Raw genomic sequence first — 18,121 nt, 5'->3', positions numbered from 1 at the left:
GCCGAGGACTCAGACGCCGAGGAAGAGCCGATTGCCGAAGTTACGCTCGAGCTTGGCGTCGAAGATCTTCGCCGCGGCCTTGCTGACGTCGTACTCGACCCGCTTGAACTCGAAGACCATCTCGTCGCTATCGAAGATGGTGTAGCTCGCACGCGGATCGTAGTCGCGAGGCTGCCCGACGCTGCCGACCGAGATCACGTACTTGTAGTTCTCACGCAAGACGAAGCGGGTCGCCACGACCTCATGCACATCGTTCGGCGGCAAGGCGAAGGCCTTGCACAGATGCGAGTGCCCGATGAAGGTGACGCGAGCCAGCTCGTCGTAGCTCTCGAGCAGCAGCTCTGCCTGCTCGGGGGCGAAGACGTACTCGAACTCCTCGAGATTGATCGGCGACCCGTGGCAGTAGGACAACCCGAGCTCGCGGTGCTCGTAGGGCAGCGAACGCAGCCACTCGACGTTCTCCGTGCTGAGCTGGTGGAAGTGACGGTCGAGCGCGATGCGGGCGGCTTCGTAGTAGTAGGAGTAATCCATGCGCCCCGCGACTGCGGCATCATGGTTGCCGAGCGTGGTCACCGCGGCGAGGCCGCGCACCGCCTCTGCGCAGGCCTGCGGGTCGGCGCCATAGCCCACCACATCTCCGAGGCAGACCAGGCGATCGATGCGCTCGCGCTCATAGGCCCGCTGGACCGCCTCCAGCGCCTCGAGGTTCGCATGTACATCCGAAAACAGGCCGATGCGCATGATCAGTAAGGGTCGTCACGGCCTGCGCCACCGCGGCGCAGGGATGCAGGGAAAGAGCGTGACTATACGGTGACGTACACCCGAGGGGCAAGCGCAGGGAGATTTGGCGCCAAACGACGGTCACATGCTAGCCTCCCGACCGCCGATGGCTGCCCCAAGCGACTACGAGCGCGCGCTCGAGCAACTCTTCTCCCAGGCGCAGGTCATCGCTGAGCGTTGTGCGCAGCCGCTCTGCAGTGGACACCTGCTGCTGGCGCTGCTCGGCAGCGACGCGCTCGCCGGCCCCCTGCTCCACGACCGCGGGCTCGGCGGCGCCGAGGTCGCCGGCAAGCTCACTGGCGACCTTGCCGGCAGCGAGCCCGCGGACTGGACGGAGCAGGTGCGCCAGCGCTGTCGCCAGCTCGCGCGGGCGAAGCTTGCGGCGCCGCAGGTCGGGCTCCACGCGCTCCTCGCGCTGGCCGGCGCGCGCGACGGCGTGGCCGCACGCTTGTTGACCGCCTGCGGACTCGATCTGCCGCAGTTGCGGAGCATCGCGCTGGCCCTGGTGACCAATCCTCAGCGCGCCCCAACCACCCCGCGCGTCCGCCGCCGCGAGCGCACGCGCAACGATCCCCGCGTCACCCGTCGCCTGGCCGCAACCGACGCGCCTGAGTCCGCGACGCTCGCCCCGACCGCGGCGGCGGCCCCCGCGGCGGCGGCCCCCTACGCGCTCGACGCCAAGCGCTTCCCGATTCTGACGCAGCTCGGCCGCAACCTCTCGGCCGCGGCCGCGCACGGTGAGATCGAGGCGTTGATCGGCCGCCGGGCGCTCGTGCAGCAGCTCCTCGACGTGCTCGGCAAGCGCCGCGCGAACAACCCCTGCCTGGTCGGCGAGCCCGGGGTCGGAAAGACCGCGCTGGTCGAGGGACTGGCCTATTTGCAGGTCCACGAACCCGAGGCCGTGCCGCAACTGGCGGGCCGCTGCCTGGTCGAGCTGAACGTCGGCGCGCTGGTCGCCGGGACCCAGCTTCGCGGCGCCTTCTCCGAGCGCGTCGCCGGCCTGCGCCAGGAGGTCGAGGCAGCGGCGGGCCAGGTTGTGCTCTTCCTCGACGATATCCACACGCTCGTCGGCGCCGGCGCGGCGGGCGACGGCGCCCTCGACGCGGTCGGCGAGCTGAGCGGTGCCTTGGCGCAGGGAAACTTCCCGTGCATCGGCGCAACGAGCACGGATAACTTTCGCCGGGTGATCGAGCCGCAGCCGACGCTCAAGCGCCGCCTGCAGCCGATCCTCGTGCCCGAGCCCACGCTCGACGAGACCGTGGCGATTCTCCGCGCGCTCGGGCCGGCCTACGCGAGGCATCACGGGATTGCCTTGCTCGACGAGGCCTATCCGGCGGCGGCCGAGCTGGCGCAGCGCTACCTGACCGATCGCCAGCTCCCGGACAAGGCGATCGCGCTGCTCGATCTTGCCGGCAGCCGCGCGCGGCGCAGCGCGGAGAAGTCCGTCGGGCGGGCGCAGATCGCCGAGCTGGTGGCCGAGGCCGCCGGCGTGCCGGTGCAGCGGCTGCTGCTGCAAGACAACGAGCGCCTGCTGCAGATGGAGACGTTTCTGCAGCAGCGGATCGTCGGCCATCAGGCGATTCTCGAACGCATCGGCCAGGTCCTCCGCCGCAACTACGCCGGCTTCCGCAGCCAGAGACCGATCGGCTCGTTCCTGCTGCTCGGCCCGACCGGCGTCGGCAAGACCGAGTTGGTCAAGGCGCTGGCGGATTTCATGTTCCAGAGCCGCGAGGCGCTCTGCCGCTTCGACATGAGCGAGTACATGGAGCCGCATAACGTGGCGCGGCTGATCGGCTCGCCGCCGGGCTACGTCGGTTATGAGCAGGGCGGGCAACTCACCGAGGCGATTCGCCGCCGACCCTATCAAATCGTGCTGCTCGACGAGGTCGAGAAGGCGCACCGCGACGTCCTGCAGCTGCTGCTCCAGCTCCTCGACGACGGCAGGCTGACCGACGGTCGCGGGCGCACGGTCGACTTCTCGAACACCTTGGTGGTGATGACCTCGAATCTCGGCAGCGAACATTACGAGCGCCGTCCGGGCGGCATCGGCTTCGCGCCGGCGCCCAACGACGCGGCTCCTGCTGCCGTGAAGGATAATGATCCTCTGGCAAGCGCAGTGCTGCAGAGCGCGCGCCGCGCGCTACCGATCGAGCTCTGGAACCGCATCGAGGAGCGCCTGGTTTTCCGCGCGCTGACGCGCCAACAGATCCGCTCGGTGGCGCGCCTGCTCGTCGAGGACTCGAGCCGGCGCCTGCTGCAGGAGCGCAAGGTGGCGATCACCGCCAGCGAGGCGGCGCTCGACTATTTGATCGATCACGGCGGCTACGACGCCCTGCTCGGCGCCCGGCCGATGCGCACGACGATCCAGCGCCTGATCGAGGGACCGGTGGCCGAGCTGATCCTCGCCGGTGGGGTCGTCGCCGGCGACACGCTCGCCGCCGACGTCGCCGAGGACGCGCTGACGATCCGGCAGGGCTCGCGCTGATCGGTCGGCAGCCCGCGCGCTGATCAGGGCGGCGGCTGGAGCGGCGGCGGCCCGAGGGGTGCCACGCCTTCTTCCTCGCTCGGCGTGGGCGCCGCGGGCTGGAAGAGGGCCCGGATGCGATAGCGAGCGGTCGGATTTCCGCGCCGAGCGTGCGCGCCGACCCGCACCCGCAGCAGCGCCTGCGGCGGCAGGACCGCCAGCTCGGTCAGGACCTCCCCCTGCCCCGCGCCGCCCGCATCGGCCGCGGCGATCGCCTGGCCGCGCGCGTCGAGCAGCTCGATGGCGACGTCGAGCTGCGCCGGCGGCGTGACCTCGACGCGCAGCGTCCCCGCCTGCGTCAGCGCCAGGCGGTAGCTGTCGACATCCTGGCGATCGGCGAGGATCCGCCCAGCGGCTGGCCAACGGCGAGCGCCGTCGCCTGATCGAAGCGATCGTTCGGCTCGCGCTCGGTGTCGACGGCCGGCTGCAGGCCTAACCGAAGCACATAGGGCACGTCGAGGTCGTAGCCGCTGCGGCAGTCGACCGTCAGCGTCGCGCCCAGCCCCGGCGGCGGGAGCTGAAGGTTCGCGAGCTCTGCACCCTCGTTCGCGCGAGCCTCACGCTGCGCGATCACCTGCCCACCTGCGTCGCGCCAGGCCAGGTCGAAGCGCACGCCGTCGAGGCCATCTGCGGCCAGATGCAGCAGGCGATCGGCAGGCCAAGTACGCGGCGCGAGACGGTACCAATCGACATCCTTGCGCGCACCGCAGTACCCCACGGCCTCTCCGCTCGACTCGCCGAAACGCAGATCCGTCGCGCGCGCGCTCAGGTCGTTGGGCTCGATCTCCTCCTGCTCACCGCGATCGCGGAGCGCAAAGAGCAGGCGATAGGAGCCGCTGGCGACCGCCGAGCTGGCGCCGGCGGCCCGCGCGCTCCTGGCCTTGGCGGCGACCGCTTTGGTCTTGTGCCTGGCGCCGACGCGAGCGCGCACGCGCACCAGGTAAGGGCCGACCTCGAGCGCGAGGTTCGGCAGGACCTCGCCGGCGCCGGGCCCGGCGTTGTCGGCCACGGCGATCCGCTGGCCCGGCGTGGTGTAGAGGTCGAGCCGCAGGTCCTCGTCCCCGAGCGGCCCAAGCTGCAGGCGCGTGATCTGCTTCGGGCGATCGACCTCGAGCGCGTACCAGTCGCGATCGGCGCGGCCGCGGCCCTTCAGCGTACCTCGAATCGCCTGGCCGACCTTCAGCGCCTGGGCCTGCCGCGGCTCGTCGTTGGGTTCATGTTCGGCGACGGAGGGTGTCGTCCCGTCGTCCTCGTCGCTCTCGACGACGACCACTGCGGGCTGATCGCGTGGCGCCGGCGCGGGGACACGCCGACAGGCCACCGCCGCGAGCAGGGCCAGCCCCAGCAGGCACAGCAGCCGGCGCGGGGCCCTGGGCCCGAGCCTGCCCCCGTCCGCCCGATCCGGGCGCATCATTTCGAGACCTCCGGGGGCGCGACCGGCGCCTGGCGGGATCGACGCGCGGGCGGGCAGAGGCCCCGCCGTGAGCGCTGGACGAAGTCCGCCAACACAGCGAGGTCGGGATCGTCCCCGTGCGCGGCGAGGAGTCGAGCGAGCGCGTCGGCGCGCGCATCGAATTGGAGCAGCGTCCTCAGCGCCGCGGCGATGCGCCTGCGCCGCTCGGCGGAGAAACCGTGGCGCCGCAGGCCCACCGCGTTGCTGCCGTAGCAGCGGGCGCGATCGCCGCAGACGAGACTGAAGGGCAGCACATCCTGCGTCACCATCGAGCCGCCCCCGACCATCGCCAACGCACCGACCCTCACATGCTGGTGGACGGCGGCCAACCCGCCCACTGTCACGCGATCACCGAGCACGACATGCCCGCCGATCTGCGCGCCATTGGCGAGCTCGCAGCCGTCACCGAGCTGCGCGTCGTGGCCGAGGTGGCTATAGGCCATCAACAGATTGCTGTCACCCAAGCGCGTCAGCCCGCCGGCGCTGCCACCCCGATGGACCGTGACGTGCTCACGGAGCTCGTTATCGGCGCCGATCACCAGCCCTCCCGCCCTGACCACCCCGCGCAGCTGCGGCCAACCACCGACGACCGCATGGGCGCCGATGCGCGTCCGCGGGCCAACGCTGGTCGCGCCCTCGAGCACGGCGTGGGCGCCCACGCGGCACCCGCTACCCAGGCTCACGCCGGCCCCGATCACGGCGAAGGGCCCCACCTCGACATCTGCAGCCAGCGCTGCCCCGGGGTCGACGAGGGCCCTGGCATCGATGCCCGGCGCTTGACTGCGCGCGCTCGCGGCCATCTCGCCCTGCCTCACTCCGGACGGGCGGCGACCGTGGCCAGCAACTCCGCCGCCGCCGCGACCTCTTCGCCCACGCGGGCGACGCCTCGCAGCTTCCAGATGCGCCCCTTGCGCAAGGGCAGCACCTCGAGGTCCAGGCGGTCTCCGGGCACGACCTGCCGGCGGAACTTGGCGCCATCGATGCCGAGGAAGAGCAGCAGTTGATGCTGCGGATCGAAGCCGCCGCAGTGATGCGCCAGGATGCCCCCGGCCTGCGCAAGGGCCTCGATGATCAGCACGCCCGGCATGATCGGCTTGCCCGGAAAGTGTCCGGCGAAGTGCGGCTCGTTGAAGGTCACCTGCTTGAAGGCCAGGATGCGCTCGCTGCTCAGCTCGCTGACCCCGTCGACCAACAAGAAGGGGTAGCGATGGGGAAGAATCTTCATCACCTGTTCAATCGTCAGCATTATTTGCTCCCTCGTCAGCGTCCGGCGGATGGACCGATCCACCCGCGCTGCTAGGCGCGGGCCGCTCAGGCCCCAGCCCCGGCGATTCCTGCACGCCTGCGACCCGCGCGCGCGTGCGAACCAGCCGCGCCGCGAGCGCGCTGCTGCGCAACCACTGCCGCTGATCGATGGCGGGATAGCCGCCCACGGTGGCCTCGGCGGGCACCCGACGCACCACCCCACTGCCGCCAGCCACGCGTGCGCCGCGACCGACGGTGAGGTGATCGGCGACCCCCACCTGTCCCCCGAGCTGCGCACCATCCTCGATGCGCACACTGCCCGCCAGCCCGACCTGGGCGCAGAGCAGCACATCGCGCCCGAGCTGCACGTTATGGCCGATCTGGACCAGGTTATCGATCTTGCTGCCGACGCCCACGCGCGTCACGCCGACGGTGGCGCGGTCGACACAGCTATTGGCCCCCAGCTCGGCGCCGCGCTCGATCCGCACGCTGCCGAGCGATCCCACCGACTGCCACTGGCCGTGCTGATCGCGCCAATAACCGAAGCCAGCCGCGCCGATGACGGCACCGGCGGCGACCACGACGTCGTCGGCGAGCTGGCAGTCGGCGAGGATCACGGCATGCGGCCCGATGCGGCAGCGCGCACCGACGACGACCCCAGGGCCGAGGAAGGATCCGGCCTCGAGCTGGCTGCCGCTGCCGACGCGCGCCTCAGCCTCGACCACGCAATGCGGACCGAGGTACGCGTCCTCGGCCACCTCGGCCGCCTGATCGACCACCGCCGTCGGATGGCGACCCCGACGCCAGCGCGGCGGCGGGCGGTAGAGCTCGATCAGCAGCCCGAGCGACCGGCGCGGCTCGGCGCTGGCGATCTGCGCGCGCCCCAAACCCGCCCGCGCGCGGCGCACGAGCAAGGCGCCAGCGCGGCTGCTGGCGACCTCGTCCCAAAGCGTATCGTCGAGCAGAGGCGCGATCGCGCCCGGCCCGGCGGCGCCCAGCGCGTCGACGCCGGTGATCCGTTGCGCCTCGTCGCCGCCGGTCAGCGCGCCGCCGATCCGCCGCGCCAGCTCTAGCAGGGGCAACGCCAGCAAGGCTGAATCATTTCCCGCGCGTGCCGTCGTAGAGGCGGATGATCTCGTTGGTCAGGTCGACGTGACGCGGCGCCCAGAGCACAGCGGCGTTGGCGAAGATGTAGTCGAACTTCTCGCTCTTGGCGACGCCCTCGATCACCTTGTTCAGCTTGCGGCTGATCTTCATCATCACCGCGGTCTTGCGCTGCATCAGCTCGCGCTCGGCCTCGGCGTACTCCTTCTGCAGCTGCTCCATCTCCTGCTGGGAGGCCTGCGCGCGCTTGCTGCGCTCGCCCTCCTTGAGCACCTGCCAGGCCTCGCGCAGCTTCTTCTCCCGCTCATAGAAGTCCTTGAGCTTGCGGTTGAGCGTGTCCTCGAGCTTCTTCTTCAGCCCCTCGAGCTCCGCCTCCGCCGCCTTGCCCTCGTGGCTCTCCTCGACGGCACGCTGCAGGTTGACCACGCCGATGCGCAGCTTGTCCGAGGCCTGGGCCGGCAGCGCCAACCCCAGCGTCAAAGCACCCACCACACCCCAATGCGTCATTCTCATGATGGCCAGACTCCTCTGCGGCACGGCGTCGCCGTGACGACCGCTAAAGAAAAACTGCGCTAGAAAAAATTGCCAATCGTGAACTCGAAGACGATCGGCTTCTCACCCGTTTCTGGCGCGAAGGGCAAGCCCCACTCGAAGCGTAGCGGCCCGATCGGCGAAAACCAGCGTAAGCCGAAGCCCCAGCTATGCCGCAAGCCCGCCAGCGAGATCGACTGATCGTCGTCGAAGGCCTGGCCGGCGTCGGTGAAGACGACGCCGCGAATGCCACGACCTTCTCGAAGATCGGGAACTCAACCTCGGCGTTGAGCACGAGCTCCTTGTTGCCGCCCTTGTTGAAGGCAAAGAGCCGCGCGTTCGGGCTCGGGCTCTCGAGCACGAAGACGCGCGGTCCGAGCGAGCGCGGGCGAAAACCGCGCACATCGAAGATGCCGCCGGTGAAGAAGCGCTCGAAGATCGGCACGCCGTTCGGATCTGGGCTGGTGATCACGCCGATCTGCCCGTTGAGCTTGAGGATCATCGGCCCGAAGAGCGGATAGTACCAGCGCGAGAAGGCGCCATAGCGGTTGAAGCGGTTCTGCGAGCCCAGCAGATTCGTCGCCGCCTCGACCCAGGCGGCCTGAAAGAAGCCCTTGGAGGGAAAGAGGCGGTTGTTCCTTCGGTCCCACTGCAGCGTCACCCGCGCGCTCGAGGTGAAGCCGTCGTTGAAGAGGTTGGCCAGTCGCACCCCCGAGGGCAGGGACTGCGAGAGACCCGCGCCGAAGAGTCCGCGCCGGCCGCGCGTGGTCACGTCGACCTGCTCGCCGCGATAGGAGGCGAAGAGGTGCACGTCCTCGAGCACGGGATAGCCCCAGGTCAGGGTCCCACCGACCGCGTTGCGATCGAAGGACTCGAACACGCGCAAGGAGTTGTAGACCTCGAAGCCGAAGGTCCAGCGGCTATCGATGAAGTAGGGCTCCGAGAAGGAGAGCGCGAACATCTGTCGCAGGCCCGAGACCTGCGCCTGGAGCGAGAGCCGCTGACCGCGGCCGAAGAGGTTCTCCTGCGAGACCTGCGCCTGCGCGATGAAGTTCTCCACCGAGGAGAAGCCAGCGCCGATCTGGAACGTGCCGGTCGGGCGCTCACGCACCTCGAGGTTGATGACGATCCGATCGTCCGCCGTGCCGCGCTCGGTCGACAGGTCGGCGCTCTCGAAGTAGCCGAGCGCGCGCACGCGCCCGAGGCTACGGTCGATCTGCGACTGGTTGAAGCGATCACCTTCGGCGATGCGCAGCTCGCGCCGAATCACCTTGTCGCGGGTCTTGCTGTTGCCGAGCACGTTGATGCGCTCGATGGTGACGACGGGGCCCTTCTGCACCTCGAAGGTCAGGTCGATGACCCGCTTGTCGGCGTCGATATTGGTCAGCGGCGTGAGGTTGGCGTAGGCGTAGCCGCGGTTCTTGTAGCGATTGGTCAGCTCGACGACGTCGAGGCCGAGCCGACTGCGACTGAAGGTCTCCCCGGGCCTGACCTTGAGCTCGCGCAGGAGCTGCGCCCGCGGCCAAAGCAGGTCGCCCTTGACGTCGACCCGCCCGAGGCGAAAGGTCTCACCCTCGCGGATGTGAATCGTCAGGTACATGTAGCGACGATCGGGGCTGAGCACGACGAGCGGGTCGGCGATGCGCACATTGACGAAGCCGCGGTCGTAGTAGAGCGCGGCGATCGCCGCCATGTCGCGTTCGAGGTCCTGCTGCTTATAGGTGCCGCTGGAGGTGACGAAGGAGAAGTGGCCTCCCTCGCGCGTCTCCATGTACTGCGCCAGCTCGGCCGCGGGAATACGCCGATTGCCGATGAAGGTGATGCGCCGGATCGTCACCTTCGCGTGCTCGGTGACCTTGAGCAGGATATCGACCCGCTCGTCGGCCACGCGGCGCAGGCGGTAGCTCACCTCGGCGAGATAGAACCCCTTCTCGATGTAGAGCTCGCGGATCTTCTCCACGTTGCGCTTGACCTGCGCGATGTTGAGGATCGCGCCGCGCTGGAGGTCGAGCGCCTCGTTGATCTTCTCCAGCTCGATTTCGTCGTTGCCGGAGACGAAGATCTTGGCGATGGCCGGCTTCTCGCGCAGCAGAAAGACGACGATGCGCGCAGCCTCGCCGCCGAAGAGCCCGACGCGCACGTCATCGAAGTAGCCCAGTCGCCAGATCGCTTGCACGTCGCTGGCGAGCTGCTGCGGGCTCAGCGGGTTGCCGACCCGCGTGCCGAGGACCGCGCGAATCGCGTCGCTCTCCACGCGGCGGTTGCCCTGAATCGCCACCCGACTGACGCGCCCGCCCACCACCGCATCCGCTGCCGCGGCAGGCAGCGCCAGCAAGGGCGCGCCCAGCAGCAGCAGCACGGCCACGCGCCGGGCAAGGGCGCCGCGCGCGGATCCGCGGCCGGGGGCCAGGCGGCGGCGAGCAGGATGGAGCTCGAAGGGGTATTCCATGGCGGTCATGGTGGGTGGGGCAAGAGCAGCGCGGCGCCCCGCGCGCAGGGGCGCGCGGGCTGCAGCATCAGAGCGCCCTCGGCCGCGGCGGCCCAGTGTCCTCGGTCAGTCGACCATCGCTCATGCGCAGGCGGCGCGGCATGCGGAGCGCGAGCTCGGGGTTGTGGGTGACGGTCAACATCGTCGTGCCGAAGCGCTCGTTGAGCGCGAAGAAGAGCTCATGCATGCTCTGGCCGGTCGCGCTATCGAGATTTCCCGTCGGCTCGTCCGCGAGCAGCAACTTTGGCCGCAACACCAGCGCGCGTGCCAACGCGACGCGCTGCTGCTCCCCGCCCGAGAGCTCACCCGGGCGGTGGCTCAGCCGCTCGGCGAGGCCCACCTCGACTAGGAGCGCCTCCGCACGCTGTAGCGCCTCGAGGCGCGGCAGGCGCCCGATCAGCGCCGGAAGCATCACGTTCTCCAACGCCGTGAACTCCGGCAGCAGGTGATGAAACTGAAAGACGAAGCCGATTTCGCGATTGCGCAGCGCGGCGAGCTGCCCGGCGCCCAGCGTGTCGAGCCGGCGGCCGCCAAAGTTAATCGAGCCGGCCGTCGCGCGATCGAGCGTGCCGAGGATCTGCAGGAAGGTCGACTTCCCCGCACCGGAGCTGCCGACGATCGACAGCAGCTCCCCGGCGCCGACATCGAGATCGATGCCCCGCAGCACCGGCAGCTCGCGACCCCCATGATTGAAGTTCTTCGTCAGGCCGCGGACGCTGATCAGCGGCGCCGCCGCGCTCACCCCCGCGTCGGGCATCGCTGCGTCGGGCGTCGCGGCGTCGATCGATGCTGGATCGGCGGTCAGTGGGCTCGCTGTCGTCAATCGGCTCACGCTGACGGCACCACGCCCAGCCGGCGCGAGCGCCGCTCCAGCGGCGCGCTCGGCGCTCGAGGTGGCGCCCGCGGGCTCCATCGGGGCTACCGAAACAATCGCGCCGTCCGGGACCGTCGCCCCGTGCCGAGCCCCGCTACGTCGAGAAAAGTGCAATGAGCGCAAATACATAGAAAATCCGCGCCAGCCTACTCAAGTCGTCCCGCACTGTCAACGACACCAATGCGTCGCGACCGAGTATGCGTCGCGACCGAGCGATTTTCGCCGGGGGCTGCTAGGTCTCCCGTCGCAGTCCCTCGATCGGGTCCAGCGCGGCGGCGCGCAGCGCCGGGTAGATCGTGGCCAAGAGCGCCAGCGCCACCGAGGCCGCGGCGATCGCCGCCAGATCGGGCGCGGTCACGCGCACCGGCAAGCGGGAGATATAGTAGAGGTCCTGCGGGATCGGCACGCCCACCTGGGAGAGGTAGCTACAGATCGCGAGGCCGACCACGACCCCTAGCATCATGCCGATCGTGCCGATATAGATGCCCGCGTAGATGAAGGTCGCCAGCAGCGAGCGCGAGGCGGCGCCGAGCGCCTTGAGCACGGCGATCTCCCGCCCCTTCTCCAGCACCAGCATGATCAGGTTGGTGGCGATCGAGAAGCAGGCGACCAGCACGATGAAGGTCAGGACGATGAACATCGCCGCCTTCTCCATCTTTAGCGCAGCGAAGAGGCTGGCGTTGAGCTGACGCCAATCCTTGACGGTGAAGCGACTGCCCAGACGGGCGCTGACGGCCGCAGCTACAGCTGAGGCGTGCTCGCTCGCGTCGACCTTGAGCTCGAGGCCGGTGATCTCGTCGTCGACGCCGAGGAAGCGCCGCGCCGCGGGCAGCAACGTGTAGACATACTTGCTGTCGTACTCGTACATCCCCGAGTAGAAGATCCCGGCGACGCGAAAGGCCATCGCCCGCGGAATCGGACCCGCCGGGCTCATCCCACCCAGCGGCGCCACCAGATTGACGTCCTCGCCGAGATAGAGCCGCAGGTTGCGCGCCAGCTCGGCGCCGATCACCACGCCGGGGTAGACCGCGCGCCGGCCGCCGACCGTCGGCTCCTGCCCCTCGCCCGCCGGACGCTGCGCCACCGGAATCACCGCCAGCCGTTCCGGATGCCGCAGGTTGGCCAGGCTCCCCGCCGCGCCCTCGGCGCGCAGATAGCGCCGAAGCTCGGTGACGCGGTCGAGGGCCTGCGGGTCGATGCCGCGGACCACGACCCCCGCCAAATTCGTCTGGCTGGTGATCATCACCTCGCCCTCGAGGTAGGGCGAGATCGCCACCACCCCTGGGGTCGCCGCCACGGCGCGCGCCGCGCTGCGGTACTCGGCAAAGACGCCGCGCGGCTTGGTGACGACGACATGAGCCCGAGTGCCGAGGATCTTCCCGCGCAGGTCCTGCTCGAAACCACCCATCACCGAGATCACCACCACCAGCGCGGCGGTCCCGAGATGCACCCCGAAGATCGAGATGCAGGTGAAGACGGAGAAGAAGAGCATCAGCACGCCGAAGAGCGTGACCAGCCAGCCGGCCACGGCGAGGCCGATGCAGGCCCAGAGGACGTAAGCCAGGTAGCCTGGAGGCTCGATGCCGATGCCGGCGATCGGCGGCGGCACGAGGTTGAGGTAGACGCCGCGATACAGCAGCACGGCGGCCGCCAGGAGCGCCAAGCCGGCGAAGAGGGTCCCTCGCGAGCCGCGGCTGCGCAGCAGGTAGTGCCAGGCGAGAAACCACTCGAGCCGTCGTTGATTGGCCCACCAGAAGAGCAGGCTGACGCCCCCGCCGGAGACCAGCACCCCTGCCACGAGTGCGATGATCCAGGACCACTGCAGCAGCCCGGGGCGCGAGGTCAGGAGACCGAGCCGGAGCGCCAACGCGATCAGCCCGACCAGCGCCCCGAGCGACATCAGCGCGACGGGCGCGCGCCAGCCCCGCTCGCCGCTATGCGTCGCGATCGACATCGCCAGGCCGTCGGTCAGGGAGCTGCTCCGCGCGGGTTTCGCCGGCCGCTCGCGTCGCCGGTGCGCCGCGCGGCAGGGAGGCCTCGGGCCGCAGGTGCGGAAAGAGCAGCACGTCGCGAATCGTCGGCTGATCGCAGAGGAGCATCACCAGCCGGTCGATGCCGATCCCCTCGCCCGCGGTCGGCGGCAGGCCGTATTCGAGCGCACGGCAGTAGTCCTCGTCGTACTCCATCGCCTCTTCGTCGCCGGCTTGCCGCTCCTCGAGCTGACGTCGAAAGCGCTCGCGCTGGTCGACAGGATCGTTCAACTCGGAGAACCCGTTGGCGATCTCACGACCGGCGATGAAGAGCTCGAAGCGGTCGACGCGCTCGCCGTCGACGTCGTTGCGGCGCGCCAGGGGCGAGGTCGCCGCCGGATAGCCGACGACGAAGGCCGGGCGATCCGGCGGCAGCGCCGCCTCGCCCAGCTGGTCGAAGAGCACGCCCAGACGGTGCCCGTGACTGCCCGCCGCGCGCAGCCCTTGTCCGAGCGCGTCCTGCCGCTGGAGCAGCCCGCTGCGCTCGCAGTAGGCGAGCAGGCTCGCGGGCTCGCCGAGCTGCTCCGCCGCGAGGGCGAGACCGGCCCGCTGAGCGCCGCGCACGATCGCCTCCTCGACGCTGAGGCGCGGCCAGGGGCGCTGGAAGTCGATCGCCTGCCCCTGATACGTGAGCGTGCTGCCGCCGGCGAACTCGAGCACCAGGCCGCTGAGGAGGTCCTCCGTCAGGTCGATCAGCGTCTCGTAGGTCGCGTAGGCCTGATAGAATTCGAGCATCGTGAACTCGGGGTTGTGGTTGCGCGAGAGCCCCTCGTTGCGGAAGTTGCGCCCGAGCTCGTAGACCCGCTCGAAGCCGCCGACGACCAGGCGCTTGAGGTAGAGCTCCGGCGCGATTCGCAAATAGAGCGGCAGGTCGAGCGCGTTGTGGTGCGTGCAGAAGGGCCGCGCCGCCGCGCCGCCCAGCGTGCCGTGCAGGATCGGCGTCTCGACCTCGAGGAAGTCGCGCTGGTCGAGGTAGGCGCGCAGGCGCTGCACGATGCGCGAGCGGCGGCGAAAGACCTCGGCGACGGGGGCGTTAACCACGAGATCGACGTAGCGCTGGCGATAGCGCGTCTCGTGGTCCTTCAGGCCGCTCCACTTCTCGGGCGGCGGCCGCAGCGTCTTGGTCAGCAGCACGCACTGCTCGGCCATCAGCGTCAGCTCACCGGTCTTGGTGACGAAGGCGTATCCCTCCACGCCGATCACGTCCCACGACTCGGCCTTCTTGAACAAGGCGTAGGCGTCGTCGCCGAGCACGTCGCGCCGCAGATAGACCTGCAGTCGCTCGTGCCGATCGGCGAGCTTGACGAAGGTCGCCTTGCCAAAGCCGCGGTACTCGACGATGCGCCCGGCGACGCGAAAGCGCTGCCCCGCCGCCAGCGCTGCGCCCGTCGCGCCGTCGGCCGGCAGCGCGCCCACCGCCTCGCGCACCTCGCGCGTCGTATGCGTCGGCTGGAAGTCGTTGCGATAGGGAGGATGCCCCAGCGCTCGCAGCTCATCGGCCTTCTGCTGGCGCGGGATCATCAAAGGATCGAGCTGGCATGGCAGCTCGCTTGCGGGGTCGTCGCCCATCGTTTCGTCCGTCCGTTTCTCGCTCGCGTCGGTCGGCCTGCTGCGCCAGCGGCGCGCGACCTAGTGCGCTGGCGGCCGCGAGCGGCTTTCGCCGAGCAGGTAAGCGTGGATGAAGGGGTCGAGGTCGCCGGAGAGGACGGCATCGACATTGCCGACCTTGAGCTCAGTGCGATGGTCCGTCACCAGCCGGTAGGGCGCGAGCACATAGGAGCGGATCTGGTTGCCCCACTCGATGGCCTTCTTCTCGCCGCTGATCCCCGCCAGCTCTTGATCGCGTTTGCGCCGCTCGTGCTCGTAGATGCGCGCGCGCAGCACGCGCAGCGCCTGGGTGCGGTTCTTATGCTGCGAGCGCTCGTTCTGACACTGCACGACGATGCCCGTCGGCAGGTGGGTGATGCGCACCGCGGATTCCGTCTTGTTGACGTGCTGGCCGCCGGCGCCGCCCGCGCGAAAGAAGTCGAAGCGCATATCCTCGTCCCGCAGGTCGATCTCGAGGTCGTCGCTGACGTCGAGGAAGACGGCGACCGAGGCGAAGGCCGTATGCCGGCGGGCGTTGGCGTCGAAGGGCGAGATGCGCACCAGCCGGTGCACGCCCGATTCGGCGTGCAAGAAGCCGAACGCGTACTCGCCCTCCACTGAGAACGTGGCCGACTTGATTCCAGCCTCCTCGCCCTGCTGCGTGTCGAGCAGCTCGACCTTGTAGCCGCGGCGCTCGCACCAGCGCAGGTACATGCGCAGCAGCATCTCCGCCCAGTCCTGGCTGTCCGTGCCGCCGGCGCCCGAGTTGATGCTGACCAGCGCCGCCATCCGATCGTGCGGACCGCTCAGCATCTGCGTCAGCTCGAGCGCATCGAGCGCGCTGAGGGCCTGCTCGGCCAGGCGCGCGGCCTCGTCCTCGCTGTTCGCGTCCCCGACCTCGCGGGCCAGCTCGAGCAAGGTCGCCGCATCCTCGACCAGGCGGTCGAGGCGCTGCACCTCTTCGATCGTCCCACGTGCACGCGCCTGCTCCCGCAGCAGGTCCTGCGCGCGAGGCGCGTCATTCCAGAACTCGGGATCGGCGGCCTGCGCGTCGATCTGGGCTACGCGACGGCCCTGCGTCTCCAAGTCAAAGATGACCTCGAAGATCGTCAAGCCGTCGCCGCAACCCGCGCAGCACCTCAATCGTCTCACCGTAGGACATGGGGCCCTCCCTCAGGCTTCCGGCCGGGACGGCCGCGCGATCGCAGCGCGCGCGGCCGAGCGCAGCGCGCGCACGGGCGCCGGCGGATCGGCCGCCACCGGGTAGTCGCCGGAAAAACACGCATCGCAGAAGGACGTCCCTCGGCGCTCGCCGAGTGCGCCGAGCATGCCTTCGAGGCTGAGATAGCCGAGGCTGTCGCAGCCGATGTAGTCGGCGATCTCCGCCGGTGTCTTCTGCGAGGCGATCAGCTCCTCGTAGCTCGGCGTGTCGATGCCGTAGAAGCAGGGGTGACGCGTCGGCGGCGCGCTGATGCGCAGGTGCACCTCGCGTGCGCCGGCCTGCCGCAACATCGTCACGATCTTGCGCGAGGTCGTGCCGCGCACCAGCGAGTCATCGACCACGCAGACGCGCTTGCCATCGATCAGATGCCGCACGGGCGCCAGCTTCAGCCGCACCCCGAAGTGGCGAATGCTCTCCTGCGGCTCGATGAAGGTGCGCCCGACGTAGTGGCTGCGAACCAGACCCAGGCCGAAGGGGATCTCGGACTCGCGCGAATAACCGAGGGCTGCCGTCGTCCCCGAATCAGGGACGGGAATCACGATATCGGCCGACACGGGCTGCTCACGCGCGAGCTGCCGCCCGAAGAGGTCACGGCTCTCGTAGACGCTGGTCTCGCCCAAGAGCGAATCGGGCCGCGCGAAGTAGACATGCTCGAAGACGCAGAAGCGCGGCTGCTCGGGCGGCAGCCCCTCGAAGCTGTGCAACCCATTACGGTCGACGAGGATGATCTCCCCCGGCCGCACCGGGCGCACGTAGGTCGCGTTGATCAGGTCGAAGCTGCTGGTCTCGGAGGCGAAGACCCAGGCTTCGCCGCCATCGGGGCGCCGCAGCCGTCCGAGCGCCAGCGGGCGAAAGCCCCAGGGGTCACGCGCCGCGACCAGCACCCGCTCGGTCAGCAGCACGAGCGAATAGGCGCCGCGGATCTCGCCCAGCACAGCGCGCATGCGATCGACGATCCGGCGCTCCTGGCGCCGCGCCAGCAGGTGAACGATGACCTCGGTGTCGGCGGTCGAGGTGAAGATGGAGCCGCGCTGCTCCATTTCCCGGCGCAGCGCGGCGGCGTTGACCAGATTGCCGTTATGGGCCACGGCGAGCTGGCCCCGGCCGTGTCGCACCGCGAAGGGCTGGGCGTTGGCGAGGTCGGAGTCGCCCGCCGTCGAGTAGCGGACATGGCCGATTGCCGCGCGGCCAGGAGCTGCTTCAGCCGTGTCTCGTTGAAGACATCGACGACCAGCCCCATCCCGCGCCACGAGCGCTGACGCTGTCCGTCACTGGCCGAGATCCCGGCGCTCTCCTGGCCCCGGTGCTGCTGCGCATGGAGCCCCAAATACGCTAGGTTGGACGCCTCAGGATGGCCATATACGCCAAAAATTCCGCACATTTCAGGGCGCATGTAGCACGCGCTCCAGGGCGCGTCAAGCACGCCGCCAACAGCACGCCGCCAAGAAGCACGCCGCCAAGAAGGGGCGCACTTCCGCTCGTTCGCGCCAAGAGCGAGGGCGATGACGCCTGGCTCAGCCCGCCAGCGCCTGGGTCTAGGGTGCAGTCGTGCCTCAACTCCTGTACCGTGGCCATGAGAACGGCTCACGGGTTCCACCCGAGGCGCCCTGATGGCGACGCCGACGGTAGGCAGCAGGGAGGGCGTCGACCATGAAAGGCATGGTGTTCAACGAGCTCGAGAGGATGGTCGTCGCCGCGGCCGGCGAGGATCTTTGGGAAGAGATCCTCGAAACGACGCCCCTCGAGACTCCCGAGGGCGTGTTTCTCGGCCCGCAGAGCTATCCGGACAGCGAATTCGTCGCCATCGTCGTCGCGACCGGCAAGGCGCTGAAGACCCCGCTCGAACAACTCGTCCCGGCCTTCGGCCGCTACTTGTTCCCGCGCCTCGCGGAGCGCTTCCCGATCTTCCTCCGGCCCGAGATGACGGCCAAGAGCTTCCTCGTCACGGTCGAGGCCACGATCCACCTCGAGGTCAGGAAGCTCTATCCGGATGCGGGCCTGCCTCGCTTCGACTTCGTCGACCCCGCGGCGGACCGACTGGAAATCACCTACGCCTCGCCGCGAAGGCTCTGCGCGCTGGTCGCCGGAATGATCGACGGTGTAGCCGAGCATTTCCACGAAGAGGTGCAAGTCGAGCATGACCGCTGCGTCCATCGCGGTGACGAGGTTTGCCACTTCGAGCTCAGGTTCAGGCCGGGCAAGCGCCCAACACCCTAAGGGCCGCCTGCGGGGAGCAGCGAGCACGCAGCCGCCCGCCGAGGGTCGCACGCGACAGGAGAGGCA

At 69.5% G+C, this 18,121-nt stretch carries 14 protein-coding genes and 1 pseudogene; 3 read left to right on the top strand and 12 right to left on the bottom strand.

Annotation, left to right across the window (positions count from 1 at the left end):
* Positions 1–9: 9 nt before the first annotated feature.
* A complete protein-coding gene (locus IPL40_03990; GenBank protein ID MBK8480326.1) occupies positions 10–741 on the bottom strand; it encodes a metallophosphoesterase family protein in 732 nt (243 codons plus the stop codon).
* Positions 742–886: 145 nt separating this feature from the next.
* Here IPL40_03990 and IPL40_03985 point away from each other — a divergent pair, with 145 nt between their 5' ends.
* Together IPL40_03985 and IPL40_03980 are read left to right on the top strand one after the other, a co-directional pair.
* Complete coding sequence (locus IPL40_03985) at positions 887–3,265, top strand: ATP-dependent Clp protease ATP-binding subunit (GenBank protein MBK8480325.1); 2,379 nt, start codon at positions 887–889, stop codon at positions 3,263–3,265.
* Positions 3,266–3,414: 149 nt separating this feature from the next.
* Positions 3,415–3,687 carry a hypothetical protein gene (locus tag IPL40_03980; GenBank protein ID MBK8480324.1) on the top strand — a complete coding sequence of 91 codons (273 nt, stop codon included), beginning with the start codon at positions 3,415–3,417 and terminating at the stop codon, positions 3,685–3,687.
* Here the strand turns inward: IPL40_03980 and IPL40_03975 are convergent.
* The 11 genes and pseudogenes from IPL40_03975 to IPL40_03925 form a co-directional block, all read right to left on the bottom strand.
* Positions 3,603–4,718, bottom strand: coding sequence for a hypothetical protein (locus IPL40_03975; protein MBK8480323.1), 1,116 nt, complete (start codon positions 4,716–4,718; stop codon positions 3,603–3,605). The two genes, IPL40_03980 and IPL40_03975, sit on opposite strands and share 85 nt — an antisense overlap.
* Positions 4,715–5,557, bottom strand: a complete 843-nt coding sequence (lpxA, locus tag IPL40_03970; protein ID MBK8480322.1) for an acyl-ACP--UDP-N-acetylglucosamine O-acyltransferase — start codon at positions 5,555–5,557, stop codon at positions 4,715–4,717. The genes IPL40_03975 and lpxA overlap by 4 nt, the downstream gene beginning before the upstream one ends.
* A gap of 11 nt (positions 5,558–5,568) precedes the next feature.
* Entirely contained in the window at positions 5,569–6,003 is a 435-nt protein-coding gene (fabZ, locus tag IPL40_03965; protein MBK8480321.1) for a 3-hydroxyacyl-ACP dehydratase FabZ, read from the bottom strand.
* On the bottom strand, positions 5,990–7,093 hold the full coding sequence (lpxD, locus tag IPL40_03960) for a UDP-3-O-(3-hydroxymyristoyl)glucosamine N-acyltransferase (GenBank protein ID MBK8480320.1): 1,104 nt from the start codon (positions 7,091–7,093) through the stop codon (positions 5,990–5,992). Before lpxD ends, fabZ begins: the two co-directional genes overlap by 14 nt.
* Positions 7,094–7,100: 7 nt before the next feature.
* The gene (locus IPL40_03955) at positions 7,101–7,619 is read right to left on the bottom strand and encodes an OmpH family outer membrane protein (GenBank protein ID MBK8480319.1); all 519 of its coding nucleotides are present in this window, start codon (positions 7,617–7,619) and stop codon (positions 7,101–7,103) included.
* A 43-nt stretch (positions 7,620–7,662) separates the two neighbouring features.
* Positions 7,663–10,086, bottom strand: a complete 2,424-nt coding sequence (gene bamA / locus IPL40_03950) for an outer membrane protein assembly factor BamA (GenBank protein ID MBK8480318.1) — start codon at positions 10,084–10,086, stop codon at positions 7,663–7,665.
* Between the two features lie 67 nt (positions 10,087–10,153).
* Positions 10,154–10,882 carry an ABC transporter ATP-binding protein gene (locus IPL40_03945; GenBank protein MBK8480317.1) on the bottom strand — a complete coding sequence of 243 codons (729 nt, stop codon included), beginning with the start codon at positions 10,880–10,882 and terminating at the stop codon, positions 10,154–10,156.
* A 349-nt stretch (positions 10,883–11,231) separates the two neighbouring features.
* The gene (locus IPL40_03940) at positions 11,232–12,953 is read right to left on the bottom strand and encodes an ABC transporter permease (GenBank protein MBK8480316.1); all 1,722 of its coding nucleotides are present in this window, start codon (positions 12,951–12,953) and stop codon (positions 11,232–11,234) included.
* Positions 12,934–14,598 carry a lysine--tRNA ligase gene (gene lysS / locus IPL40_03935; GenBank protein MBK8480315.1) on the bottom strand — a complete coding sequence of 555 codons (1,665 nt, stop codon included), beginning with the start codon at positions 14,596–14,598 and terminating at the stop codon, positions 12,934–12,936. The genes IPL40_03940 and lysS overlap by 20 nt, the downstream gene beginning before the upstream one ends.
* Positions 14,599–14,658: 60 nt before the next feature.
* Positions 14,659–15,778 (bottom strand): peptide chain release factor 2 gene (gene prfB, locus IPL40_03930; protein MBK8480314.1). Its coding sequence is split into 2 segments (ribosomal slippage): positions 14,659–15,705 and positions 15,707–15,778, totalling 1,119 coding nucleotides; the frame shifts between segments, so codons are not numbered across the junction.
* A gap of 11 nt (positions 15,779–15,789) precedes the next feature.
* Positions 15,790–17,219: pseudogene (locus IPL40_03925) on the bottom strand (amidophosphoribosyltransferase).
* A 269-nt stretch (positions 17,220–17,488) separates the two neighbouring features.
* Here IPL40_03925 and IPL40_03920 point away from each other — a divergent pair.
* Positions 17,489–18,055 (top strand): heme NO-binding domain-containing protein, encoded by a 567-nt coding sequence (locus IPL40_03920; GenBank protein MBK8480313.1) that lies wholly within the window; start codon positions 17,489–17,491, stop codon positions 18,053–18,055.
* The last annotated feature ends 66 nt before the right edge of the window (positions 18,056–18,121 follow it).

This window comes from Pseudomonadota bacterium (assembly GCA_016711215.1).
In the GTDB taxonomy this organism is placed as follows: Bacteria; Myxococcota_A; Polyangia.
The sequence above is the reverse complement of the archived record's forward strand: the minus strand, read 5'-3'. Positions and strand labels throughout refer to the sequence as shown.